Consider the following 26,266-nt stretch of genomic DNA (forward strand, 5'->3'; position numbering starts at 1 on the left):
CCCTCTTCCCATGGACTTGTCTACCTTGAAGTACATCGTTCCGTCCGTCGTTTATTCGCTGGTCGGCATCCTGATTCTGGTCATCAGCTTCGTGATCATCGAAAAAATCGCCCCCGAAAATCTCTGGAAAAAAATCGTCGATGAGGAAAACGTCGCACTTTCCATTCTGGCGGCTGCTTTCATGATTGCGGTGGCCATCATCATCAGTTCGGCCATCCATGAGTGATGGGGTAAATCGGCACCGGCATCTGCTTTTATTGCTGTCGGTTTTTGTCATTGCTACCTGCGGACTCATCTACGAGCTGGTCGCCGGAACGCTGGCGAGTTACCTGCTGGGCGATTCGGTAACGCAGTTTTCCACTATCATCGGGGTGTATTTGTTCTCGATGGGCATCGGTTCGTGGCTGTCCAAATACCTCGACGGAAATCTGTTGAAGTGGTTTATCCGCATTGAAATTCTGGTCGGAATTGTGGGCGGCTGCAGCGCTCCCCTCCTATTCGCGCTGTTCGAATACGCAGCTTCTTTCCGGCTCATTCTCTATACCTTGGTGAGTTTGACCGGAATGCTGGTCGGGCTCGAAATCCCGCTGCTAATGCGGATTCTCGAAAATCAGCTCACCTTCAAAGATTTGGTTTCCAGGGTCTTCACCTTCGATTACATCGGTGCCCTGCTGGCGTCGCTGATCTTTCCGCTGGTGCTGGTTCCGTATCTGGGCCTCATCCGGACGGCCTTATTTTTTGGACTGATGAACATCGGCGTCGCCGGTTTTCTGCTCCACCAATTTCGCGAAACAAAACCGTATCGACCTTCGCTCATCACCGCTATCGCCTTATCGTCCCTTGCCCTGCTGAGCGGTTTTGTTTACGCGGAACAGATCATGACCTACACCGAAAACCTGACGTTTCAGGACAAGGTAATCTACAGCAAAAGTACCTCCTACCAGCGCATTGTCCTGACCGCCAGCAACCGTGAGTTTCGGCTGTTTCTGAACGGCAACCTCCAGTTTAGTTCTGCCGACGAATACCGCTACCACGAAGCCCTCGTCCACCCCGCCCTGCAGGCAATCCCCAACGCAAACCGGGTGCTGGTTTTGGGCGGAGGAGATGGCCTGGCGGTTCGGGAGATTTTGAAGTACAAGTCGATTCAGTCGGTAACGCTGGTCGATCTGGACCCGGGTATGACCAATCTTTTCCGGGAAAACGAGCTGCTGCTGAAGCTCAACAATCGCTCTTTACTTTCGCCTAAAGTGCAGATTATCAATACCGACGCCTACAATTTTATTCGGCAGGACACGACGCAATATGATTTGATTGTTGTTGATTTTCCCGATCCATCGAATTATTCCATTGGGAAACTGTACAGCCTGTCGTTCTATCAGGAATTAAACCGCCTGCTTCGTCCCGGCGGGTTGGCGGTGGTGCAATCGACTTCGCCCTACATCGCCCGGCAATCGTTTTGGTGCATCCAACACACGATCGCGGCTGCCGGTTTTCAAACGATTCCGTATCATGCCTATATTCCCTCGTTTGGCGAGTGGGGTTATGTGCTGCTTTCGCGCAACAGCCACTGGCGGGGCAATGGGCCGCTACCGTCCGGGCTCCGGTTTGTGACGACGAAAACCATCCACGACATGCTGAATTTTCCGCCCGACATGGCCGAGGTTCCGACGGAAGTCAACAAGCTCAACAACCAGGTTCTGGTGCATTATTTCGAAGATGACTGGATGCCCTACGCCCACTGATTCGCCCGAAAACCCGGGCCGTCGGCAGTTTCTCGAACAGGCTGCCGGTTTGGGCTTGTCAGCCTTGCTGGCAGGTTCGGCCGGTCTACAGGCTTGCGAATCAACGACTTCCCATTCACACATTACAGGTGGGATGATCGGCGCCAATCACCAGATCGGTCATTTGCTGCGAAACCCGGGAAAACTCCCGCCACCTACCCAAACGCAGGAAACGGAGGTGCTGATTGTGGGCGGGGGAATCACCGGATTGTCGGCCCGGCGATGGTTGTGGCAACACGGAATGAAGGATGTGTTGCTGGTTGAAATGGATCAACGGCCCGGCGGAAATTCCAGTAGCGGTCAAAACGCGGTTTCGGCTTATCCCTGGGGGGCGCATTACCTTCCCATTCCCGACCTGCGGAACCGCGAACTGCTTGATTTTCTGACTGAATGCAAGGCCATTACCGGTTTTGGCCCGAGCGGTTTGCCCAACTATAACGAGTATTTTCTTTGCCACGATCCCGAGGAACGACTTTTCATCAACGGTCACTGGCAGGCCGGACTGGTGCCGGAGGTGGGCGTTCCGGAAGACGACAAACAGCAAATCGGGCGGTTTTTCAAACTCATTGACGAGCTAAAGCAATCCAAAGGGAGTGACGGAAAAGATGCGTTTGCGATCCCGCTCGACCAATCTTCGGCTGACGAGGCATTTCGAAAATGGGATTCGGTTTCGTTTGAAGATTTTCTGAACGGGCAACATTTTACTTCGCCGTATCTGCGCTGGTACGTGGAGTACGGCTGCAAGGATGATTACGGTAGCACACTGAAGAACACTTCGGCCTGGGCCGGGCTGCATTATTTTGCGGCCCGAAAAGGCGTTGCGGCCAATGCCGAACCGAACGCGGTGTTGACCTGGCCGGAAGGGAATACCTTTCTGGTTAGGCAGTTGGAAGGGCAAGCTCAATCGCCGATCCGATCCAATATGCTAACGTTTTCGGTTCAGGAAAACGAGCGTGGTGTTCAGGCTCTCTGTTATGACTCAGCAAAAAAGGAAACCATCGCTATTCAGGCGCGGAAGGTTTTGCTGGCCACTCCGCAGTTTGTTACCCAAAATCTGCTCAAAAACCGGGTTTCAACTGATTTTCAATATGCGCCCTGGCTCGTGGCTAACCTGACCGTCAGCGGTTTACCGCAGGGACGCGGTTTGCCGCTGTGCTGGGACAATGTCATCTACGGAAGTTCATCAGTTGGTTATGTGACGGCAACGCATCAGCACCTGAACGTCGATGAGCCGCAGAAAGTGATTACGGTTTACTGGCCACTGGTGCAGGAACCGCCTGCAACTGCCCGGCGGAAAGCCTACGAGACTTCGTATGAAACCTGGGTTCAGCAGCTACTGGCCGAGCTGGAAACTGCCCATCCGGGAGTGACGCCATCCATTCACAACGTGGATTGCTGGATTTGGGGGCACGGCATGATTGTGCCCACACCCGGTTTTATCTGGGGAAAAAACTGCTCCAAAGCCGCTGAACCGGTTAACGGCAAACTCTTTTTTGCCCATTCGGACCTGAGCGGTATTTCGATTTTTGAGGAAGCCTTTTACCAGGGTATTCGGGCAGCCAAAGAAATTATTGGACAAAACCGCTCTGCCTAACAATGTATTTTTACGACTCTTCGTTGCTCCAAAAGTAGCGTTCACCGTCATTCTTCATGAAGCAAACCGTACTTGTTCTGATTTTTTTCCTTGGATTTCTGATTGGTTCCAACGCTCAACTGAACAACCGAAAACCGATCAACCGGGCGGAATTTATCCACCTCATGCAGACCGTGGCGGCCGGTTTGAACGAAAATAATGGCCGCAAAGCCGCCGATTGTTTTGCGCTGGACGCCATTTATTCCGAACCGCCGAACAAGCAGATTTACCGGGGTCGCGACCGGATTTTTGAGTTTTTTGGTGGCTGGAAAGGTCGCCCGAAAGTGGTGCAAATGGTTTGGCATCACCTCACCTTCGACGAACAAACGCAGGTGGGTTCCGGCGAATTTTCGATGACCTACGGAACCACCACGCACGGCATGGTCAGCGTCAAAATCCGGGAAGGGCTCATTGGCAACTGGCGGGAATATTTCTACCAGTCTGCCCTCGATTGGAACGGTTTTATTCTCCAGAATCCGTTTTGAGTGGTTTTGCCGAAGTTAGCCATAGACGTTTATCGATCAACAGCCATTTTCCTGGGCCCTAAATTAAGCAACCAGCAGCCGAAAGTCATCCGTTTAAAAAAGAAAAATCTATTTCGGCTTCCTCCAATTACTTCTCAATCCTCCCCGCCGGACGCACATTTTTTCCGGTTCGCTTCTGCAAATCATCGCCCAGATCGGCGCGGGCGTCTTCGGCTAATTTTTCCAAAACCGCAACGATTTCGGGATTTTGTTCGCGAACGTCATACCGCTCGCCCGGATCACGACGGAGATCGTACAAAGCCTGCGTAAAATCGTGGCTTTCGGTAGTCGGTCCCGGTTTTCCGTCGACCCCCGGAGCAAAGCCTTCGTAGGTGCGCCCCGGATGCGCAAACACCAGTTTCCAGTCGCCCTTCCGAACCGCTTCCAGGCTGTTTTGCCGGTAGTAATAATAGAAATGATCGCGGGGATTTAAGGTATCGTCGCCTTTCAGCAACGCCAGCATATCAACACCGTCGATCGATTTTTTCGGCAAACGGGCGCCGGTGAGCTTCGATAAGGTCGGCAAAATGTCCATCGTCGTCAGCAGTTTGTTACACACCCGACCCGCCGGAACCACGCCCGGCCAGCGAATGATGCAGGGAACCCGGTGACCGCCCTCGAACGACGTACCTTTTCCTTCCCGAAAACCGCCCGCCGAACCGGCATGATTGCCGTAATTCAGCCAGGGTCCATTGTCGCTCGTGAAAATAACGATCGTGTTTTTGTCCAATCCCTGCTGCTTCAGCTCCTGCAAAATCTGCCCGACCGACCAGTCCAGTTCCAGCATGACATCGCCCAACAGACCGGCCCCGCTTTTACCCCGAAACCGGCTCGAAGCCGCCAGCGGAACGTGCGGCAGCGGGTGCGGCACGTATAGGAAAAAAGGCTCTTTTTTGTGTTTGCGAATAAAACCGACGGCCCGTTCGGTAATGGCGGGTGTCAACTGGCTCGCGTCGTCCAGCGTTTTCACTTCTTTCGTGGGCATATTGCCTTCGATTAAATACAAAGGCGGATAATTCGCTTTGGCCTGATTGGGGTGCAGCGGCCACATGTCGTGCGAATACGGAACGCCAAAATAGTCGTCAAACCCCTGCTGCTGAGGCAAAAACGCTTTCTGACTCCCCAAATGCCACTTCCCAAAAATGCCGGTAGCGTATCCTTTTTCTTTCAGTAATTCCGCAATGGTTTCTTCATCGGGATTCAGACCGATCGGCGAATTGGGGCCGAAAGCGCCGGAAATTCCGAGCCGGTTGGGATAGCAACCCGTCAGCAAAGCCGCCCGCGAAGCACTGCAAACTGCCTGAGCCGCCAGAAAACTCGTAAACCGGGTGCCTTCGGCGGCCATGCGGTCGAGGTTGGCCGTTGTATAGCCGGAAGCGCCGTTGCAGGACAAATCACCGTAGCCCATGTCATCAATAAAAAACAATACAACATTGGGGGGCGAAGCCGCCGGTTTACTTATCCAGCCGCTGAGTGCAAACCCGATCCCGACAAAAAATGCAATTGAAAAGATAATTTCTGAGAACGTGCGCGTTCGAAACAAGGTCATTCCAGTCTGAATTAGGTCAATTGATTAAGATCGACCAATTTAGACTTTCTGGTTAACAAATGAATAAGGGTCCAGACAAATAAATACGTAAAACCGCAAATGGTGAACAGCAGATTATAGCCCCCCGCCAGGTTTCCGGCGGCTTTATAGGTATCCAGTAAATAGCCTACCAGCATCGGAAAAAAAATACCACCAACCGCACCCGCCATGCCACCAATGCCCACCACCGAGCTAACGGCCTGTTTGGGAAACAAATCGGAAGCAATCGTAAACACATTCGTGGCCCAGGCCTGGTGCACGGCAACCGCCAGACTCATCAGCGCAACGACCATCCAGACATTGGAAGCAAACTGCACCAGAATGATGGAGACCTCAACTATGGCGAAAGCAAACAGGACGGTTTTTCGTGCTTTTAAAGTTGGCCAGCCGCTTTTAATCAAAAATGAGGACAGATAACCTCCTCCAATACTTCCCAGCGTAGTGGCAGTATAAATGATCAATAACTCCGGGCTCATTTTTTTTAAATCCAGGTGATAAGTTGAAGAAAAATAAGACGGTAGCCAAAATAAAAAGAACCAGAAAATTGGATCAATGAACGCTTTTCCGGAAATAAAAGCCCAGGTTTGAGGCAAGGCAAGCAATTTAAACCAGTTGATGGACACGCTGCTATCGGCTTCATTTTCAGTTTTTTCCTGGCCGCTGGTGATCAGTTCAAATTCTTCCGCCGTAAGCCTCTTTTGTTTCGACGGAACATCGTAAAAAATCAGCCAGAATATTAGCCAGACAAAACCAAAACCGCCCGTGATCCAGAACACTTCCTGCCATCCGTAATTCCGTAAAATCCAGGGAACGATCATCAACGCCACGACGACTCCCACGCTGGTACCGGAATTAAAAATACCGGTTGCCAGCCCGCGTTCTTTTTTTGGAAACCATTCGGCAACGGTTTTAACGGCGGCCGGGAAATTGCCCGCTTCGCCCAATCCCAGGCCAAGGCGTGCTAAGCTAAAACCCGTTGCGCTGCGGGCAACCGCGTGCAGCATTCCGGCCACGCTCCAGAATACAATAGTAATGGTATAACCTGCTTTCGTTCCCACCCGATCAATAACCCAGCCGGACAGAATTAAACCAAGGGCGTATGCGGCCGTAAATGCCATTACAATCCGGGCGTAATCGGTTTCAGTCCAGTTAAATTCGAGTTCGAGAATGGGCTTTAACAAACCGATAATCTGGCGATCGAGGTAATTAATGGTCGTCGCAATAAAAACGAGTGCGACAACAATCCAGCGGTAATTTCTAATTTTAATGGCAGACACAAGGGTTGGGTTCTTCAGTGAATACTGTCAATCAACTTAATTCATCCAGCGGTTTTTAACTGGCTTATAAACTTCTCGAAATGCGATTTAAGACTATCGTCATCTTTTTTCTTAATTAGTTTTGAATCAAACAGTTGTCCGCCAATTCCCAGGCCATCGGCACCGGCTTTTAAAAAGTCGGCCATGTTGGCAAGACCAACTCCGCCCGTCGGCACCAGTTTCACCTGATTCAGAGGTCCTTTGACCTCCTTAATGTAATTAACACCCAGCGAAGCCGCCGGAAAAACCTTCACCATCGGGGCGCCGAGCGACCAGGCTCTGTAAATTTCGGAGGGACTAAAAGCACCCGGAAAAATGGGAATTCCGTGTTCGACGCAGGTTTTGATGACGTTTTCGTTAATGATTGGGGTCACAATAAATTGCGCACCAGCCGCCAGGGCCCGTTCCAGGTCCTGTTCCGTACAAACGGTTCCGGCACCGATATTAAGCCCGGTTTTTTCCTGTTTTAAACCGAAACGAATTAGCTCTTCAGCACCGGGTGTGTTCAGGGTTATTTCAATGGTTGTCAGCCCGGCATTCCGATAAATGGGGAAGATTCGCATGACATCTTCGGCACTCAGGTTTCTGACAATTCCAATAATGGGTGTTTTCTTAAATAACTCCCACGAAAAATGGTTTGGTGACATTCGCTGAAAACTTAAACTTTTAAATTCTGATTCTGAAAAAGAATTACCTGACCAACTATGGCGGCTTTATCAATCAATTCAGCCGGAATGACAGTCGTCCGCTCCGACAGATTCAGGTCTTGAATCGCTTGCTGGTAAAAGGGAAATAAATTGGTTCCACTGCATAAAACCAGCTGCCATTCTTCCTTTTCCTGAAGTGGTTTTAATTCTGAACCGATCAGTAAGCCGCTTAAGAAAAAAGCATTTTGCTGTTTCGTTAAATTACCAAACAACTGATTGGTCCGAACTGTAAATAGCCGGTTTAAAAGCGGGTCATTCGCTTCTTTCAACCCCAGATTAAACGCTTTTAAATTATCTTCCGAAAAATCATTAAACGCACTGATATCCACCGAATCCTTTAAAATACTGGCCGAAGCCATGAGGTTAAAGACTTCGCCCGTCATGTACGTTTCAAAATTCTGCAGAATCTGATCCCGAACATACATGTGTTTGGAGTGGGTGCCCGGAAAAATAAAAATGGCTTCCTTCGGGCGGTTTCCAAACGAATCGAGGAGGGCGCTCAACCCTATCAACTGCGTTTCCTCTCCGCGCATCACATCCTCCTGACTTTTCACCCCGGAGATTAAAATCAACTCGTGGGGAAACGTCTCCCGGGCCTCAAAATGGCGGATACTGGCCTGACTACCGTCCATTGCAAACGGCAAAGAGGCATACGGAATTTCTTCCATGCCGATCGACGACGACGCCATGCCGGAAACCGCAACAGGAACCTGATCCAGGTTACTCCCGGATTTGTGGGCGATAGCCGCAATCTGTTTGGTAAGCTCGTCCCGAAAGAACTGCTCCCGGGCAATCCCGGCCCGTTCGCCGGTCGCTTTCCAGGAATTAAAAATACTCGCGATGCCCTGGTGCGAAGTAACTTCTTCAATCAATCGATAATCGGAACTATTGATTAAACGCAATCGAAAAAAGGAAGTACCCCAGTCACAGCATAATAGATAGTTACTCATTCACCAATGTGTTTAAGTTTAGGTGTATAGTATACGGTTTTTGGTATACCGTCACTCAGTTACCAATCAACAACTGAGCCATCCAGCGCGTTGTAGGACTCCGGATTTTTCCAGTCGTGGCCGATTTTATCCTTCATCTGGGCTTCATCCAGCTCGATGCCAAGTCCGGGCCCGGTCGGAATCAAAACCGTGCCGTCTTTTTCGAGTTTGAATGGTTTTTTGAGGTAGCCTTCGCCCAGCGAAACCTGTTCCTGCACCAGAAAATTAGGAACGCTGGCGGCCAGGTGCAAGCCCACCGCGAGCGAAATCGGACCCATCGGATTGTGCGGGGCAATCGGCACGTAATAAGCTTCGGCCATGCCCGCGATGAGTCGCCCTTCCGTGATCCCACCCGCGTGGCACAAATCCGGCTGAATGATGCTGGCGGCCCTTTTTTCGAGGATTTCGCGGAAACCCCATTTCGTAAAAATCCGCTCACCGGTAGCAATGGGCAAATGGGTTCCCCGCGCGATGTCAACCAGGACGTCCACGTTCTGCGCCTGCACCGGTTCTTCCACAAACATGGGTTTATACGGTTCCAACTCCTTGATCAGCAGCTTGGAGGTTTGCGGAGCAATGGCGCCGTGAAAGTCAATGGCAATGTCCATATCGGGACCACCGGCTTCCCGGAGCGAGGCAAAATTGTCGATGGCGTAATGGATAAACTTCGGATTTTCGACAATGTTGGCCGGGTTCTTTTTGGCAACCCCGGTTTTGATTACCGTGTAGCCTTCCGCCTTCCGTTTCTTCATATCCTCGGCGTTGCTGGCCCGCCCGTAAATCCGCACGCGGTCGCGGGTTGGCCCACCGAGCAGTTCATAAACCGGCACGTTCAGCAGCTTGCCTTTGATGTCCCACAACGCGTGATCGATGCCGCTGAGCGCACTCGTTAAAATCGGGCCACCACGATAAAAAGCGTGCCGGTAAATGGCCTGCCAGTGGTGTACAACCGCGCGGGGGTCTTTGCCAATGAGGTACGGTTCGACTTCCTTAATGGCGGTTTGGATCGTTAATGCCCGGCCTTCGAGCAGCGGTTCGCCCAGGCCGACCACACCGACGTCGGTGTGTATTTTCAGGAAAATCCAGCGCGGTTTCACCAGAAAGGTTTCCAGTTTGGTGATTTTTACTTTGCTGTAATCCCGGAACTGGCCGGGCTTGCTGGCATACGACGATTGCGGGAGAAGGAGCCCGGCACCAGCCATTCCTAAAACCGACTGGATGACATTGCGTCGGGAAATTTTCGATGATTTCATATGGATTGGTAATGAGTTTAAGAGGGTTATTTCGCGGAGTTAAGCGGAGTAAAATTGAGTTACGCAGAGTTTTTTTTATTAATTCTCCGCTTAACTCTTTTTACCTCCGCTAATCTCCGCGAAACTTTTTATTACTTCTTATCCCACCAAACCCGCGTGCTCAACGTATTGGGGCCTTGCCGGGCGATGGCTTCGTTGACGTTTTGCAGGTTGACGACCTTTTCACTGTCCGGGTACGGCATCCGGCGAATAAAGTCTTCCGTGATTTCGGAGGCCGGGTATGGGTTTTTGGCTAAGGTCGGAAAACCGCTTCGGCGGAAATTGGCAAATAATTCAGGGCCGTTCAGGAACGACGAAACCCAATATTGGGTATTGATCAGATCCAGTTCTTTCCCGGCCGTGAGCGGGTGAGCCGCCAGGTAAGCCGCAATGGCATCTTCCTTGATCGCAGCTGCGGGGTCATAAGCGGCCATTTGTTCCAGATTGGCCCGAACGCCTTTGGTAAAATAATCTGCGGCATTGCCCGTCACCCAGCCCCGAAAAGCCGCTTCGGCCAGCAGCAGTTGCGTCTGCGAATACGTGACGTGAAATTCCGGTGCATCAAGTTTCAAAACCGTATTGAGGTTAACCTGCGTAAAATCCCAGAGGCTGGCGACGCCATTTTGAGCCAAAACCGCTGGCGTCGAAACCGTTACGTTATCGTAGCCCATTGGCATCCCGATCTGCACCTTTGGGTCGGTCGACGCGCGGGAAGCCACCTGCTCCGGTCCGCCTTTGGCACCAACGTACCTCACCGCAATCGAACCCAAACGCGGGTCATTATTTGATTTAAGGTAGTTGACAAACGGAGCGGTCAGGTAGAAGTTCGTCTTTTCGCGAGCCTGTAAGTGGTTAGCAATCCAGTTGTTATACAAAGCCGTATGACGCATCACCGAATTATCGTCGTTGGATTGCATGACGCCACCGGCAACGGCTTTCGTGACGTAATTCTTCGCCGTCGTGGGGTCCACTTTGGTTAACCGCATGGCCGCCCGCAACATCAGCGAATAGCCCAGCCGTTTCCATTTGGGGATGTTACCGCCGTATAAAATATCGGTGGTTTCGATGGCTTTCGTTGCGTCCAGGGCCGCCGAAGCTTCGTCCAGTTCCTTCAGCAAGTCCTTGTAAATCACCTCCTGCGAATCGTATTTCGGCGAGGTGATTTCGCTGATGTACCCTTTAGCCGCTTCGCTATACGGAATGTCGCCGTAGGTATCCGTCAGGATCATGAATGAATACGCTTTCCAGATGCGGGCCGAGTGGTAGAGATTGGTCCGGTTGGCGTCGCTTTTCGTTTTTTCAACTACATCGACAATCTGTTTCAGGACGTTCCGGTAGAAGTTTTGCCAGACCAGGGGCGTGTTGGCTACGTTATTCTGGTTGTAATTGGCTCCGGCGAGTGAGCTTCCGTACGGCGTAATGATCTGCTGCACAATGCCGAACTCGTAACACAGCATTTCGAGGGTCCCAAAACCGTCGAGGTAAGTTGCGTCGATGATCGCTTTGTTCATCACAAACGAAGGCGCCAGCGAAGTGGGATCCACTTTGTTGGTATTGATTTCGTCAAATTTATCGTCGCAACTGGTTAACAGACTGAAGGTTGTCAGCAAACCGAGGATATATTTCAGTTTTGTTTTCATGGCTGATCGTTGTCTTTTATGGAAAGTTCAACAGACTAAAACTTGATGTTCAGGTTGAAACCGATGCTGCGGGTGGGCGGCAAACTCGGCCAGAAATCCAGACCGGCGGAATTATCCGACGCATTGTTCACCATTTCCGGGTCCATGTTTTCGGTCCATTTTTTCAAAACCGCCACGTTGTTGGCAACGGCACTCAGGCGAATGCCCTTGATGAAAAACTTCTGGGGCAACAGCTTCGTAAAATCGTACCCGAGCGTAATCTGGCGCAGTTTCCAGAAACCGGCATTATAGATAAAGTCCTCGTAAATACCGAGCACGTTAGGCGTTTCATAGAAGGGCTGAACCGCCGAGCGCGTGGTGTTCACCTCTCCGTCGGGGTTCACACCTTTGCCGATAACGTATCCTTCAGCCCGGCCGTCCAGCGTCTTTTTGTGCAAACCGTGGCGCAGGTAGTTCATGTTCTGACCGCCGATCATCTTGAAACCCAGTTTGAAATCGATCAGGGCTGACAACGTAATTCCCCGGTAATTGAAGGTGTTGGTAATACCGCCAAAGTATTTCGGCAGCGCATTGCCAACATTAACCGGTGTGTCGTTGCGTAGTGGCCGTCCGCTCCCTTTGTCGAATACCTGCCGACCCTGGGCGTCACGTAAGTAATTGAAGGTGAACAACTGCCCGATCGGCTTTCCGACCACTTGCCGCAGCGTGCTTCCGCCCGAACCGCCGACGGTGATCATCGTATCGGCCACACCCAGACCCAACGTCAACACTTCGGAGGTATTGTAGGCGAAATTGGCGCTGACATCCCAGCGGAAATTCGCCGTATTCACCGGGGAACCGGTCAGCAACAACTCGATCCCTTTGTTCATGCTCTTGCCGACATTGATCAGTTTGTTGGTGTACGCCGAAGCATCAGAAACCTGCGTGGCCAGAATCTGGTCTTCCGTGATTTTCCGGTAATACGTAAAATCCAGCCCCAGGCGGTTATTGAAGAATTTCAGCTCGACGCCCGCTTCGGCTTCCGAAACCCGCAACGGCCGCAGATTGCGGTTAGGCACCGACGACGCATTGATCCCGCCCACCGGAACCAACTGGCCCGAAGGCGTCGGGAAGTTGTTGTTATTGACGGCATAAAACAACGCGTTTGAATACGGACTCACGTTGTCGTCGCCCACCTGGGCATAAGCCGCGCGGAGCTTGCCGAATGTCAGCCAGGTTGGCAGGTTGCTGAAGGCCTGCGAGAACACGAAACTACCCGTAACGGAGGGATAGAGAATACTACGGTTTTCGGGTGAAAGCGTTGAAAACCAGTCATTCCGGGCCGTCGCGTTCAGGTATAAATATTCTTTGTAGGAGATGGTAGCCGCTGCATACAACGAATTGATTTTGCGTTCCGACAGGCTGTACAACGGGTTTTTCACCCGGCCGTTCATGACCGTGTACAGGCCTGGCTGCACGAAATCCTGCACCGTCACGCTGTTGTAATCCATGCGCACAAACCGCTGGTTTCCACCCAATGTTACATCGACGCCAAAGTTGCCGAAGGTGTGATTTCCGCCCAGAATAAAGTCATAATTCCGTTCGACAAACTTCCGAACGTCCTGCGTATACGACCCGTTTACGTAACCCGCCGGAGCTTTGGCAATCGGCGCGTAGCCGTTCGGAATGTTGTAATCCTGATTCCGGGTGTACAGATCCTGCGCCAGTCGGCCCTGCAGATAGAGCCATTTCGTAAACTGGTATTTCAGCGCCACGTTGCCAAATAACCGGTCGCGTTTGATGTTCTCGAAGTGGTAATTCACAGAATAATACGGGTTGTTCCGCACAAGAAACCGGGAAAACACAAACTCGTCGCCGTTTGGCAGCACCTGATTTTTTTCCAGCGCTTCAAACGGCATCGAGTTGGCCAGCGTCATCACTACCGTCGGCGTTGCAAAATCCTGGGTGTTCAGCTGCGTGGGATTGCGGTTATACTCGTTGGAGTAATTGACGTTCCCCGATGCCACCAGATTTTTGTTGATGTTCTGCGTAAAACCGATGTTGATCGTTTTGCGGTTAAAGTCCGAATTGGGCGTAATGGCTTTGTTGTCGGTGTTCGAAAACGACAAACTGAACCCGCCGTTGTCGCCGTTGTTGGAAACCGTCAGTGTATTTGTGAAGTTGGTACCGATTTTGTAAAACTTGCGAACGCGGTTCCGAACCGGCTCGTACGGATAGGTTTCACCGCCGAACAAAACCTGCGTCATGCCCGGCTGGAATTTCTCCCCGAAGCTCCAGACCCCCGACGTCGGATTCGGAGCTGTTGGCCGGATACCGCCTTCGCCCTGTCCGTATTCATACTGAAAATCCGTAAAATCCAGGGGCGTGTCGGTCGTGTAGTTGGTGTTGTATTCCACGCCGAACCCTTTGCCCGCGCCCCGGTTTTTGGTCGTGATCATCACCACACCGTCCTTAGCGCGTGAACCGTATAAGGCGGCTGCCGTTGCGCCTTTCAAAACCGTCATGGTTTCGATATCGTCGGGGTTGATGCTGGAAAGGCCGTCGCCCCCGTCGGAGTTGTTGGCCGACCGGTTTCCGTAATTCCCGCCGATGGCGTAGTTGGAGTTGTCGACCGGCACGCCGTTGATCACGATCAGCGGATTGTTCTGCCCGCTGAACGACGACTGTCCGCGAATCCGGATTTTGGAGCTTCCGCCCGGCCCGGTCGACATGGTGGAAATGTTGACCCCGGCCATTTTTCCCTGCAAACCGGTCATCAGGTTCGGACTGCGGTTGGTCGAAATCTGGTCGGCATTGACCGTCGCCGTGGCATACCCCAGTGTTTTGGATTCGCGTTTGATCCCAAGCGCCGTCACGACCACTTCGTTCAGGTTCTTCGTATCTTCCACCAACTGGACGTTGATCACGGAACGGCCATTGACTGCGACCGTCTGGCTGAGGTAGCTGATGTAGGAAAACACCAGCGAGGCATTGGCGGGGGCATTGATGGCGTAGTTTCCGTCGGCATCTGCCACCGTGCCCAGCGTCGTACCGCTTACCAGTACGTTGACACCGGGCAGGGCTTTGTTGTCGGAACCCGTTACTTTACCAGTAATCCGGCTGCTTTGGGCAAAACCGTAGCTTTGGCACAAAAACAGCAGCCATACTAAGACTCTTACAGGTTTTTTCATGTTCGGGAATAGGATGATTGAGGGTGAGATGGATAATAAAAGGCAGCACTAACCTGAATTACCAGTTATGGATCGAGCCATCCGGCGCTTTCAGTATCGGGTGCGGAAACTTGGTTTTTTCCGCGACTTCCATGACAAATGTGGCTTTCTTCGGGTCAAATTTGACGCCCAGACCCGGTTCCGGATTGAGATATAATTTGCCGTTTTTGAAATTGATATAATCTTCGTTGAAATAAGGAGGCCGCTCAGGCTCTCCCCCACCCAGTTCCATCAAACAGCGCATCGGGCTGCTCGAACCGAGCACGTGAACCAACGTCGCCGTAGCCAGCGGGCCGGTAAAATGCGGAATCATGCCCACGTAATGCGTTTCGCACATCGACGCCAGTTTCCTGAACTCCGAAATACCGCCGGTATTCGGAATCGTAAAGCGGGTGTAGTCGATCAGGTGCTGCTCGATGAAGGTATTACTGTCCCAGCGGTCCCCAAACTGCTCGCCCACCGCAATCGGAACGTTGGTCATCTGGCGAACGGTTTTGTAGACGTCCGGGTTTTCGGAACGAACAATATCTTCCACGAAATACGGTTCCAGCGATTCGAGTGCCTTGCAGATTTTGATGCCCTCCGTCGTGTCAAACCGGGTGTGCAGATCGATCGCCCACTTGCCACCACCGCCCACCGCAGCATCGATACGCTTGCACAACTCAATGGTTTTCTTGGCATTATCGTAAAAATCGAACGGTTCGGGGCCATTGCCGCCGGTGGGTCCGATCCGGTAGGCCCGCAAACCCGCCTTGATGCAATCCTGGGCGCGACCCTCTTCCGTGGTTGCTTTCGACGCCCGAAAACCGGTGGCATAACACTCGACGTAATCGCGGGTGGCTCCCCCCAGCAATTCGTATACCGGTACGCCCATCGCCTTTCCTTTCAAATCCCAGAGCGCCATATCCAATGCGCCCTGCGCGTGCAGTTTCTCGCGACCGGGCGGGTAGAACATGCCACGGTACAGATTCTGCCAGATGTGCTCGATCCGGAACGGATTTTCGCCAATCATCATCTGGGCGCACTGCTCGATCATGTCTTTCGAGCCACCCTCACCAACGCCGATAATGCCGCCGTCGGTTTCAATTTCAACAATACCCCGGGCCTGATTGAACAGCGGTTTGTTGTAACCGGGAGCCGCGTAGTACCGGATTTTGGTAATTTTCAGTTTAGGAATAGCCGCTTCACTCATCAAAGGAAAACCGGCCAGCACGGCCCCTGAGCCCAGCACAGCAGATTTTAGGAAATTTCTTCGTAACATAGAATCCAGGTTAAAAATGAAAAAGTATTTGTTTAAACGATTAAGCAAGCACCAAAAAAGAATAACGGTCAGCGAACCGGCGCTTTGGGTCGGGACGAATCCCGCGCCATCAGCTTCGCTTCCATCAGGATCTGTTTCTTTTCGCTATCCGGTTTTTTCAGTTTTTGAATGAGAATTTCGACGGCGGTTTTTCCCAATTCATGCATCGGTTGCAGGACGTACGTAATCGGGCAATAGTATAAATCGAATGCCTCGGCCTGACCAAAACTGACAATTGCCAGATCTTCAGGGACTTTTAATCCCAATGAATTGATGTATTTCAAGCCCGTAATGGCCAGCCGATAGGTTGCAAAAATCAGGGCGTCAACGGCATATTCGGAAGCCAGCATATCATCAATACCGACTTTGATTTCCTCTTCAATGGTGTTAAACCCGACTTCTTTCAGCCATTCCGGGCGAAACGGAATCCGGTGATCCTCCAGCGAAAACCGGTATCCCCGGATTCGCTCCTGCATGTGAAAAAGTTGAGATTGGTACGCAATCAGCCCGATATTTTTATAACCGCCCCGAATCAGGTGTGAACCCGCATCATAGGCCGCTTTGAAACTATTCAATGACACAAAATCCGTTGGGATTTCGGGAAAATGGCGGTCCAGCAGCACAAAAGGGACATTTCGCTCGATCAAATAGTGAATCTGTTCCTCCGAATTTTCCGACGAAACGATGATAAAACCGTCAACCTGCCGGTTCAGAAAAACCGTAATCAGATCCCAGGACTTCTCCGCCGTCTCGTCCGAACTGCCGATGATCACCGTGTAGCCATTTTTCTTGGCTTCGTCTTCCACGATTCGGGCGATATTGGCAAAAAACGGGTTCGAAATATCGGCAATGATCAACCCGATGGTCTGGGTTTTTCCGCTCCTTAAACTTTTCGCCAGGTAATTCGGCTGGTAATTAAGCTCCTTGGCAATCTGTTTGATCTTGACGGCAATCTCGTGCCCCACCCGACTTTCTTTTTCTTTCCCGTTCAGCACATAGGAGACCAGGGCAGTTGAAACCTGGGCTTTTTCGGCGATGTCCTTAAGGGAAACTTTCTTCTTGTTCATGCGTACAGTTACGACCGTTTCAAATGTATGTTTAATCGATTAAACAAAAAACAAAATGGTATATTTTTTTTATTTAGTTTTATTATTTGAATTTGAATGAGAACGATGCCGGTCGCGTTCCTATCTAAATTTCATTCTTGCTACATTTGAATGACCATTCCGACCCTTAAACCTGAAATCATAAATGGACGAATTTCCAGGCAGTGAAGCTCATCCCGGCCCCGATCACCAGGAGGACCGTCGGTTGTTTCTGAAACAGTCGCTGGCGCTGGCGGGCCTGACGTTCACTCCTTTCCCGTTCCAGCAGGCCGACGGAGCAGAACCGCCCCTCGCAGATGCGGACAAAATTCCTCTTTCGTTGTCGATCAACGGCACCAAACGGCGACTTGCCATCGATCCAAGAAGCACACTTCTTGATTTACTCCGCGAGCAGCTCGGCCTGACGGGCACCAAAAAAGGCTGCGATTTCGGCCAGTGTGGTGCCTGCACGGTTCACGTGGATGGTCAGCGGGTGTTGTCCTGCCTGAGTTTTGCAATTATGCAGCAGGGTAAAAAAATTATGACCATTGAAGGACTTTCGAATGGCACGCAACTGCATCCCTTGCAGGAATCGTTCATCAAACACGACGGTTTCCAATGTGGGTATTGCACACCCGGCCAGGTGATGTCGGCGGTTTCGTGCATCCGCGAGGGCCATGCCAACTCGGAAGCCGAAATTCAGGAATACATGAGCGGTAACCTGTGCCGGTGCGGAGCTTATCCAAACATCGTAAAGGCTATTATGGACGTCAAAACCGGAGGCCAAGCCGTATGAAACCGTTCCAGTACGTCCGACCTACCCGACTGAAAGACGCCATCGAAGCCGTAGCATCCGACCCCAACGCCCGGTATATTGCCGGTGGTACCAACCTCATCGACCTGATGAAACGCGGCATCGACAGCTCCGAAAAACTGGTCGATATCAACGGTTTACCGCTCAAAAAGATTGAGAAAAGGAATGGATTTCTTCGCATCGGAGCGCTGGCGCTAAACAGTCAAGTGGCTCAACACAAGCTGGTTCTGGAAAATCACCCGCTGCTGGCTCAGGCTTTGAACGCGGGCGCATCGGGTCAGTTGCGCAACATGGCCACTGTCGGCGGCAACATTCTCCAGCGCACTCGTTGCCCCTATTTTTACGACCCGGTTTTTCCGTGTAATAAGCGAAAACCGGGGGCTGGCTGCGGAGCGCTGGAAGGAATCAACCGAACGCACGCCATTTTTGGAGTCAGCAAAAATGATCCGACGCAAAGCTGCATCGCCGTCCACCCAAGCGATTTCTGCGTGGCGTTATCGGCGCTGGATGCGACGGTTGTGGCGGTTGGAATACAGGGTGAACGACGAATTCCTTTTAGTAATTTTCACCGCTTACCCGAAAACCGTCCTGACCTGGACACGAATCTTGAAAAGGGTGAGTTAATCGTTGCGGTCGAAATACCGGATGCGGTTTTTACGAAGCACATTCATTACCTGAAGATCCGCGATCGGGCGTCGTACGCCTTTGCGTTGGTATCCGTTGCAACGGCCCTCGATCTCGAAAACAACCGCATTAAATCCGCGCGACTGGCTCTGGGCGGAGTAGCTCACAAGCCCTGGCGACTGCTCGAAGTCGAAAAATCGCTGGTTGGCCAGCCGGTTTCCGAAGCAACCTTCCGGAAAGCCGCCGAACTTGCCATGCAGGGCGCAAAAGCATTTGAGCACAATACCTATAAATTGACATTAACTCCAAACGCCATCATTCAGGCACTCAAAAACGCTGTGGCTCTGGTTTAACCGCGCTTTCCTATGTCAAACGCCAATTTGCCCGAACCCTCTTTAGATCGCGTCGATGGTCGGCTGAAAGTTACGGGGACCGCGACGTACTCGGCTGAATACCAGTTTAAAAATCTGGCGCATGCGGTTTTGGTCACGAGCAAGATTGCCAAAGGTCGGATTACTGGTTTGGATTCCAAATTAGCTGAAGCGGCACCGGGTGTGCTGGCGGTGATCAGTCATCTAAACTCGCCCGGCGTTCCGGGTTATCCGTCCGTCAAGCAACCTGCCGAACGGGCGCCCATCGGAACGGCGTTTCGGGTCTTTTACGATGACTTCGTTTATTTCAGCGGCCAGCCTGTTGCGGTGGTGGTTGCCCAAACGCTGGAGCAGGCCCGTCATGCGGCTTCGCTGGTCCAGGTCAATTATCAGACAGAAAAACACGAAACCGATTTCGAAGCGAACCTAGCGAAAGCTGCTGTCGCGCAGAGTGTCCAACGCAATAAAACCTCGCCTTTTCAGGATTATGACCGGGGCAATCCCGACGCGATAAAAACCGCTGAAGTCAAGCTCGAATCAACCTACGTTTTTCCGACCCAGCATCACCAGCCACTCGAGCCACACGCCATCATTGCGGTTTGGGAAGCCGACGACAAGCTGACGATTTACGATAAAAATCAGGGCGTTAAATCCGCCCAGGGCAATCTGGCATCGACCTTTAAACTGCCGCGCGAAAATGTGCAGGTCAACTCGCCCTTTATCGGTGGCGCCTTTGGGTCGGGCATCCGGGTCTGGCCGCATACCATCGCGGCCGTGTTGGCGGCAAAGAAGGTAAAACGGCCCGTCAAGCTGGTTTTAGGGCGGGAATTGATGCAAACCTCGGTGGGCTCCCGGCCTTTTACGGTGCAAAAGCTGGCGATTGGAGCGTCCAAAGATGGTTTGTTGACGGCCATTACGCACGAAGGAATCGGGCAAACGTCTACCTACGAAGAACACCTGGAACGCACGATTCTGGCGACGCGGGCAATGTATGCCTGCCCCAATGTGTCGACTCGTTACCGCCTGCTCAATCTGGATGTCAATACGCCAACCTGGATGCGCGGCCCCGGCGATGCGACGGGCATGTTTGCCCTGGAATCGGCCCTCGACGAAATGGCTCACGAACTTAAAATCGATCCGCTGGAGTTCCGGATTCGGAACCACGCAGACCGAGATCCCGAGCGAAATTTGCCGTGGTCAGCCAAATCGCTGAAGGAATGTTACCGCATCGGTGCCGACCAATTCGGCTGGAATAAACGAACACTCGAACCGCGCTCAATGGAGCGAAACGGCTTGCTGGTCGGTTACGGCATGGCGTCGAGTCTGTACGGTTTTCACCGTCATCCTTCCAAAGCGAAAGCCATCATGCTGGCCGACGGTTCGGTGGTGGTGCAGAGTGCCACGATGGACATTGGACCCGGCACCGGGACGGCCATGACCCAGATTGCCGCGAAAATGCTGGGCGTGACTCCGCAGAAAATCCGGTTCGATCTGGGGGATTCCAGCTTGCCCGACGCACCCGGCCAGAACGGTTCGGCGACGATTACGAGCGTTGGCTCCGCCGTTCACGTAGCTTGTGAGTCCCTGAAAAAGAAGCTACTGGCGCTGGCAGCTGCAATGCCCGGTTCGCCACTCGCCAATAGCCGTTTTGAAGATATCACCGCAAAAACCGGTCGAATTTTTCCGATTGCCAATCCGTCAGCAGGCATTTCCTATTCGGAAATTTTAAAATACCATCGGTTACCGCAGGTGGAGGTCACGGAAGAATCAAAACCGGGGCCGGAGCGCGACCAGTATTCGATGTATTCGTTCGGCTGCCATTTCGTTGAGGTACAGGTCAATCCGCTGACGTTTGAGGTTCGGGTAACGCGGGTGGTCACTTGTGCGGATGTCGGAAAAATCATCAATTACAAAACCGCCCGCAGCCAGTCCATCGGCGGCATTGTGGGCGGAATCGGCATGGCATTGATGGAAGAATCCGTAATGGATCACCGGTTTGGACGCTACGTGAACACGGATTTTGCTGGTTACCACATCCCCGTTCACGCCGATATTCCGCAGATTGAGGTGTATTATGTGGATCAGCCGGATGTATACGTAAATCCGATTGGCTCCAAAGGACTGGGCGAAATTGCGATTGTCGGGGTGGCGGCTGCCGTTGCCAATGCGGTTTTTCACGCGACAGGAAAACGGGTTCGACAGTTGCCGATTACAGTTGATAAGCTGGTGTAACATCGGCGAATGGCCTGTTCAAATAACGGTTCTGTTCATTCGCATAAATGGATGCGACCGGCATCCGTGACGGTCCGTAGGTTTGTGGTGACCAACACAAATCACACCATCCATGCGAATAAAATCACTAAGAAAAGCGGTCGCCAGCCTGCTGATTGGCCTTGCGGCACTGAGCGTCACCAACTGCAAAAAATCCGAAATTGATCCGGCTGATTTGGCTGCAACTTGCAAACTATCGGAAGTCGACCGGGGCAACGGCACCAGGCAACAATATGAATACAACGCGGACGGTTATGTCAGCAAATGGACGATCAACTTCACAGAATCCGCTGAGAAACACACGTTTGTTTATCTATTTGGCTACAACAACCGCCATCAGATAACGGGGGCAAAAATTACAATTGACGGGAAATCGCCTGACGAGATAAGTAAATGGTCGATCGGTAACAAAATTGAGTGCAGCTGGACGAACGGCAAACTGACGCAGGTTCGGGATATGGTCGATGAGGACGTCTATTTTACTACTTCGCTCACGTACGATGCTTCGGGACGAATCACCCGCTTACTTTGCGAACCTGCCGACCGGAGTCAGACGTCGTTTGAAAAAACGTACACCTATGATGCTGACGAAAATTTCAAATACTACTACCTGGACGATGGCGTAAAACTGGATTATGATGACATTACAGTAGATAAAACCAGTCAAAGTGCGGAATCGCTCCTGGCGAATCGGGGCCTGCCTTTTGACTTTTTCAACCTGATTCCCTGGCGGACGTACAATCTCAAAAAATACGATTCCTATTATTTTGACAAAACCGGCAAACCGGTTTTAGCCAGATCCTACCAGATCACCAACCTCGTTAAAAACAAGCATAATATCGTCACTTCCCAAACAGTGGAAGAAGGTGGTAACAAGCGAGTGAATACTTTTTCGTTGATGGATTGCGATTAAGATATCTTGTAAAGAATCTTTATTAGTCGCGTAGCGACGGAATGTTTGTAGAAAATAAAGCTTGCTTATTTTACCTAGGTCGCGTAGCGACCCAACAAAACTTTACATTAAATCGCTACGCGACCCACCTTTGGTATGCATTGGCTATGGGCTACAAACATTCAGTCGCTACGCGACTTATAACAGTTAGAGCTTACTTTTAATGGCAAAAAGAAGCGACTCTATAAAATTTCTCCTTAGCGAATAATCCGCACCTCTTTCGGACCTGAAACATCAGTCTGAATTTTGCCGCTGGCCAGTTTGGTGTGTTTCACTTTGACAATTCCGTAGGGCGTTGGGAATGTGCCTTCGGCAAACGTTAAATCTTCCAGATGCGGCTCAATTTTGATGGCTTTGCAACCCGGTTCCACCACTTTGATGCCCAGCACGTGCTCCGTCAGCCAGGGTGTCGGGCCGGACGCCCAGCCGTGCGCCAGACTGTGCCGAAAACCGACGTAGCAATAGGCTCCGCAATCGCCGTGGATATCTTTCTGACCTTCTTTGACCAGTTCATCGATGCGGCCGGTGTTCTTCACCCAATCCAGGTTAAAGTCCTCCCAAAACGATGTAGCGCCCAGGTTGAGCATACCGCCCCAGAACTCGCGGATGTTGGCCAGAGCGGTTTTGTAATCCCCCGCCTGGGCCTGCGCCTGAAGCATGTAATACCCATAAAAGGTTGAGAAATTGTGCGCACCGTTCACGGCCAGAACGTCTTTGTTGGCTTTTTCGGCAGGCACCAAACCGGACAAGGCAAGCAAAGCCGCGCCCTGCTTGGAGTTGTTTGGATCGGGAACGTACTGCTTCAATCGGGCGACGGCCTCCGTACATTTTTTAGCCGTTGCCGGGTCGTTCAAAATGCGACTCAGCTCCCCGGCGGCATTCAGCGAAAGCACCATCATCGACTGCAATCCGGCGTGAATGCCCTTCGGATTCTCGCTCGACGGCCAGTCCAGAAACCGTGTTCCGTCCAGTTTTTCACTGTTTTTATCGTCAATTTTCTGAATCAGCAGATTCACCAGTTTGACCAGATACGGTTGCTGCTGTTTCAGGTAATCGAGCTTGCCATTGTGCAGATACCAGTCTTTCTGAATCAGAATCCACCACATCGAATACGTGCTGATGCCGTTCATCCAGCCGGGCAAGGGCGTGATGTCGCGCGCCAGATCCAGGCTTTTCGGCACGACTTCGTTGTACCCAAAAACCGCATTGATGGTCGAAACTTCGGGATGCATATCACCCACCCACACCAGCCGGTCGCGCTTGATGCCGTCCCAGAGGTAGTCCTGCATGTTGAGGTGGACTGTGTAAGCGCCGGTTGCCCAGATTTTATTCAGCAGGTCGTCGCTGCTGTGAAACGAGCCGAGGTAGGGAATATCCCGAAAAACAAAAATCGCCCGTATCTCTTTCAGTAACAACTCCGTATCACCGTCCACGAGGTCAATGCGAACGAAGCGAAAACCGGTATTGCCGATTTCGAGTTTGCCCAGCCACGGCACCTGCACCGTTAGATCCCGGATGGCGTGGTCGTTGGTCGCGTTTTGTTTCGGTTCGATGGTCGACATGGCCTCACTGGCCGATTCGCCAAACCGGATGCGGACCGTGATCGGCTTGCTTTCTTTCCATTGGCCCGTCACAATCTGCAAACCGCCGTGCAATTCCCGCCCAAAATCGAGCAGCAGACTCGGTTTGCCAGTCCCGTCGCTCTTCAGCGAACACATGTCTTTCCCCGACAGATCGGCCTGGCCATTTCCCACTTTCAGCAGTCGTTCGGCATTCCGAATGGTACCAGTTTGCCATAAAATACGGACGGGCGACAAAAACCGCCGAACCGTGGCTTCCGATTGCGCCTGCTGCGCGCGGGAGTTTTCAAAAATCGGTGGAAGCTGGGCCTGAGAAACTCCGGTCAGGGCAAGGCAAAAGAAGAAGAGAAGCGAGTACGTTTTTTTCATAGTAGTTACTAAAGGGCACTTTTGGATTTAGGGACAAAAGTAATTGGTAAACATGGACGATTGACCATCGACGGCCGACCGCCGACCATCGTCAATGGTCAATCGTCAATGGTCAATCGTCAATCGTCAATCGTCATTCACTCCAGCCAAACCTGCTGCGTAAATGCTCCATTCACTGCGGCATCCCAGATTTCCACGCGAACCCATTTTTTGCCTTTCAGATTCGTGTTGAAGGTAAATTTCTGTTTGCCAAACGGCAGCGTTTTGGTCAGATCGATTCGTTCGCGGAAAACCGCTTTGCCATCGCCCGAGACGATTTCGGCAAACGTTAGCGGGAACGTCCAGTCCACGTCCAGTACGATGTCGGTTTTTCCATCCGCCGGCAATCTTACGGCTTCACCGGCCCCTTTTCCGTTCACCGAAAACGCCGGAAACAGCACCTCGCCGGTGGTCACGAAGAACTTGCCCTGCTTCATCGCATCCAGAATCGGCTGCCAGCCCTGACTGAATTCCGGCAGTTTATCCAGTTGCAAATAGTTGACGTTGAGGTGGGCATAGGTTTCATTTTCCGGTTCCATCGTAAAAATATCCGACTCGGCGATGACGTGCTTTTTGTGTCCCCAATTCGCCATATCGTCCATCAAATCCAGCACCCGGCGACTCAGGCGTGGTTCCGACAAATCGGCCGGAATGTTTTTCCAGGCGGCCCCAAAGAAATGATCGGATTTAAAAAACTCCTCTTCCTTGTATTTATCGGGATAACCGGTCGAGCCTTTCGTACGGGCGTGAGCGGTCCAGGCTAAGCCGTTTTCTAATTGCAGCAGTTTCAGCATGTCGTCTTTATCGGCAATCCGGTACACTTTTCCGTAGGTCGGGTCCTGCGTCATGAACGGCATTTCCGGTTTTCGCGACATGATCCAGTAAATTGGTTTCGGGAAAAACTCCAGCCAGTGACCGCCGAAAAAGTTGTTGGGTTCTTCGCCCGGAAGCAGCAGAAAGTCTTTGGTAGACAGCCGTTTACATTGCTCAAATAATGCCTTCAACTCCCGCAGCCGCAAACTATCCGGACCTTTGGGGTGGCCGGGTCCATGAAATTCCGCCAGGTGGACAATGTCGACCCCCGAGTTTTTGAACACATCCACGAAGGCCGGTTTTTCGGGAATCGGTTTGTTCGCCAGCACCACGCTCATCGTGAATTCATTATGAAAATGGCTCGACATGGTTTTGTAACCGGCCACCTTCGGGTACTTGTCGTTGTGCGTAAATTTCTTGACTTCGTCCAGCGTTTTGCCCGGATCATCGGTACTTAACAGACAGAAAAAATTGAGCCGCTGGCGGGTTTTCGGCGGAGCGTTGACCCACGGAACCCAGCGCCGGTCGCCCATCAGATCCTGTCGAATTCCGATCCCGAAATCCGGAACGAGACTGCGGTAGCCGGAACCGTGCCAGGTAAAATCCAGGTTAAACGCTTCGTCCAGCGGATAAAAATACTGATGGGGCGCCGGAAAAACCGCCAGACTACCCTGATCGCTGACGCCGATGATGGTGCGGTATTTGACCGTCTGCGCTTTGTTGGGTTCTTTCAAATCGGCTGGAATACGTTGTAACTTATTTTCAGTATCCGACCACGCGATGTTTTTCCAGACCGGCACTTTCGTAACCAAGCCGGCATCGTACAGAATGGCCGTCGAATCCACCTCCGTCGCCATCACGGCGGCCACGTTGAACAGCGGGCTGCCGTTGTAAACCGTAATTTCAATATCGCCTTTGAACGTAGCCGCCTGGACTTCGGAAATCCGAACGATGGTGCGCGTCCCGACGGTTTTGACGCTCGCGCTCCGTTTGTCGAGCGCCACGGCGTACGACTTGTGGGGCAGCCGATTGGTTTTGTCGAAAAAGATGTTCCAGCCATTTTGGGAGATCAGATCCCGTTTGCCCACGGTCAGTACAAATGCCGGATCGAGCGCTTTGGCAATCTCTTTAAATGCTCCCTGCTGCGAAAGCTGAATGCTGTTGAAGAGCGGTTTTTCCTTTTCCAGATTAATCACCAGCTTCCCTTTTTCCTTCGCAGTAGCGGGCCAGCTTACCACCAGATTAGTGCCCTGCCTGACAACGGTGGCGCCGTCATGTTTCTGAAAACCGGTCATATCTACCCGCACCTGGGCCTGCGTAATCAAACCGGACAGGGCGAATAACAAGAAAAGATATTTTTTCATAAACG

General features: G+C 51.8%; 19 protein-coding genes. 8 read left to right on the forward strand and 11 right to left on the reverse strand.

Going from position 1 to position 26,266, the window contains the following annotated elements; genetic code table 11:
- Window positions 1–10: 10 nt before the first annotated feature.
- From GJJ30_RS21175 to GJJ30_RS21190, 4 genes are read left to right on the forward strand one after another with little or no spacing between them, the layout of a single operon-like run.
- A complete protein-coding gene (locus tag GJJ30_RS21175; protein WP_138990337.1) occupies window positions 11–226 on the forward strand; it encodes a DUF350 domain-containing protein in 216 nt (71 codons plus the stop codon).
- A complete protein-coding gene (locus tag GJJ30_RS21180; RefSeq protein WP_154177189.1) occupies window positions 219–1,742 on the forward strand; it encodes a polyamine aminopropyltransferase in 1,524 nt (507 codons plus the stop codon). Before GJJ30_RS21175 ends, GJJ30_RS21180 begins: the two co-directional genes overlap by 8 nt.
- On the forward strand, window positions 1,717–3,375 hold the full coding sequence (locus GJJ30_RS21185) for an FAD-dependent oxidoreductase (RefSeq protein ID WP_154177190.1): 1,659 nt from the start codon (window positions 1,717–1,719) through the stop codon (window positions 3,373–3,375). Before GJJ30_RS21180 ends, GJJ30_RS21185 begins: the two co-directional genes overlap by 26 nt.
- A gap of 56 nt (window positions 3,376–3,431) precedes the next feature.
- Window positions 3,432–3,899 (forward strand): nuclear transport factor 2 family protein, encoded by a 468-nt coding sequence (locus GJJ30_RS21190; protein WP_154177191.1) that lies wholly within the window; start codon window positions 3,432–3,434, stop codon window positions 3,897–3,899.
- 127 nt (window positions 3,900–4,026) lie between these two features.
- Here the strand turns inward: GJJ30_RS21190 and GJJ30_RS21195 are convergent, their stop codons facing one another.
- The 9 genes from GJJ30_RS21195 to GJJ30_RS21235 form a co-directional block, all read right to left on the reverse strand.
- Entirely contained in the window at window positions 4,027–5,487 is a 1,461-nt protein-coding gene (locus GJJ30_RS21195; protein WP_154177192.1) for a sulfatase family protein, read from the reverse strand.
- 11 nt (window positions 5,488–5,498) lie between these two features.
- Window positions 5,499–6,803: an MFS transporter gene (locus GJJ30_RS21200; RefSeq protein WP_310588356.1), complete on the reverse strand. Its 1,305-nt coding sequence runs from the start codon at window positions 6,801–6,803 to the stop codon at window positions 5,499–5,501.
- 41 nt (window positions 6,804–6,844) lie between these two features.
- A complete protein-coding gene (locus tag GJJ30_RS21205) occupies window positions 6,845–7,489 on the reverse strand; it encodes a bifunctional 4-hydroxy-2-oxoglutarate aldolase/2-dehydro-3-deoxy-phosphogluconate aldolase (protein ID WP_154177194.1) in 645 nt (214 codons plus the stop codon).
- 11 nt (window positions 7,490–7,500) lie between these two features.
- On the reverse strand, window positions 7,501–8,499 hold the full coding sequence (locus GJJ30_RS21210; RefSeq protein WP_154177195.1) for a 2-dehydro-3-deoxygalactonokinase: 999 nt from the start codon (window positions 8,497–8,499) through the stop codon (window positions 7,501–7,503).
- A 59-nt stretch (window positions 8,500–8,558) separates the two neighbouring features.
- Window positions 8,559–9,791 (reverse strand): galactonate dehydratase, encoded by a 1,233-nt coding sequence (gene dgoD / locus GJJ30_RS21215; RefSeq protein ID WP_154177196.1) that lies wholly within the window; start codon window positions 9,789–9,791, stop codon window positions 8,559–8,561.
- Between the two features lie 131 nt (window positions 9,792–9,922).
- Window positions 9,923–11,470 carry a SusD/RagB family nutrient-binding outer membrane lipoprotein gene (locus tag GJJ30_RS21220; protein WP_154177197.1) on the reverse strand — a complete coding sequence of 516 codons (1,548 nt, stop codon included), beginning with the start codon at window positions 11,468–11,470 and terminating at the stop codon, window positions 9,923–9,925.
- A 35-nt stretch (window positions 11,471–11,505) separates the two neighbouring features.
- Window positions 11,506–14,640 carry a SusC/RagA family TonB-linked outer membrane protein gene (locus GJJ30_RS21225; RefSeq protein WP_154177198.1) on the reverse strand — a complete coding sequence of 1,045 codons (3,135 nt, stop codon included), beginning with the start codon at window positions 14,638–14,640 and terminating at the stop codon, window positions 11,506–11,508.
- A gap of 58 nt (window positions 14,641–14,698) precedes the next feature.
- Entirely contained in the window at window positions 14,699–15,940 is a 1,242-nt protein-coding gene (locus GJJ30_RS21230) for a mandelate racemase/muconate lactonizing enzyme family protein (RefSeq protein WP_154177199.1), read from the reverse strand.
- 68 nt (window positions 15,941–16,008) lie between these two features.
- Window positions 16,009–17,046 (reverse strand): LacI family DNA-binding transcriptional regulator, encoded by a 1,038-nt coding sequence (locus tag GJJ30_RS21235; RefSeq protein WP_154177200.1) that lies wholly within the window; start codon window positions 17,044–17,046, stop codon window positions 16,009–16,011.
- Between the two features lie 184 nt (window positions 17,047–17,230).
- Here GJJ30_RS21235 and GJJ30_RS21240 point away from each other — a divergent pair, with 184 nt between their 5' ends.
- The 4 genes from GJJ30_RS21240 to GJJ30_RS21255 all read left to right on the forward strand — a co-directional run bounded on the left by GJJ30_RS21240 (window position 17,231) and on the right by GJJ30_RS21255 (window position 22,057).
- Window positions 17,231–17,860: a (2Fe-2S)-binding protein gene (locus GJJ30_RS21240; RefSeq protein ID WP_154177201.1), complete on the forward strand. Its 630-nt coding sequence runs from the start codon at window positions 17,231–17,233 to the stop codon at window positions 17,858–17,860.
- Entirely contained in the window at window positions 17,857–18,855 is a 999-nt protein-coding gene (locus GJJ30_RS21245; protein ID WP_154177202.1) for an FAD binding domain-containing protein, read from the forward strand. The genes GJJ30_RS21240 and GJJ30_RS21245 overlap by 4 nt, the downstream gene beginning before the upstream one ends.
- 12 nt (window positions 18,856–18,867) lie before the next feature.
- On the forward strand, window positions 18,868–21,105 hold the full coding sequence (locus tag GJJ30_RS21250; protein WP_154177203.1) for a xanthine dehydrogenase family protein molybdopterin-binding subunit: 2,238 nt from the start codon (window positions 18,868–18,870) through the stop codon (window positions 21,103–21,105).
- Window positions 21,106–21,217: 112 nt separating this feature from the next.
- The gene (locus GJJ30_RS21255) at window positions 21,218–22,057 is read left to right on the forward strand and encodes a hypothetical protein (RefSeq protein ID WP_154177204.1); all 840 of its coding nucleotides are present in this window, start codon (window positions 21,218–21,220) and stop codon (window positions 22,055–22,057) included.
- Between the two features lie 236 nt (window positions 22,058–22,293).
- On the opposite strand, the gene GJJ30_RS21260 is transcribed toward GJJ30_RS21255, so the two are convergent.
- Complete coding sequence (locus GJJ30_RS21260; protein WP_154177205.1) at window positions 22,294–24,045, reverse strand: alpha-L-rhamnosidase-related protein; 1,752 nt, start codon at window positions 24,043–24,045, stop codon at window positions 22,294–22,296.
- A 137-nt stretch (window positions 24,046–24,182) separates the two neighbouring features.
- Entirely contained in the window at window positions 24,183–26,261 is a 2,079-nt protein-coding gene (locus GJJ30_RS21265; protein ID WP_154177206.1) for a CehA/McbA family metallohydrolase domain-containing protein, read from the reverse strand.
- Between the last annotated feature and the right edge of the window lie 5 nt (window positions 26,262–26,266).

It is taken from the genome of Larkinella terrae (assembly GCF_009668025.1).
In the GTDB taxonomy this organism is placed as follows: domain Bacteria; phylum Bacteroidota; class Bacteroidia; order Cytophagales; family Spirosomataceae; genus Larkinella; species Larkinella terrae.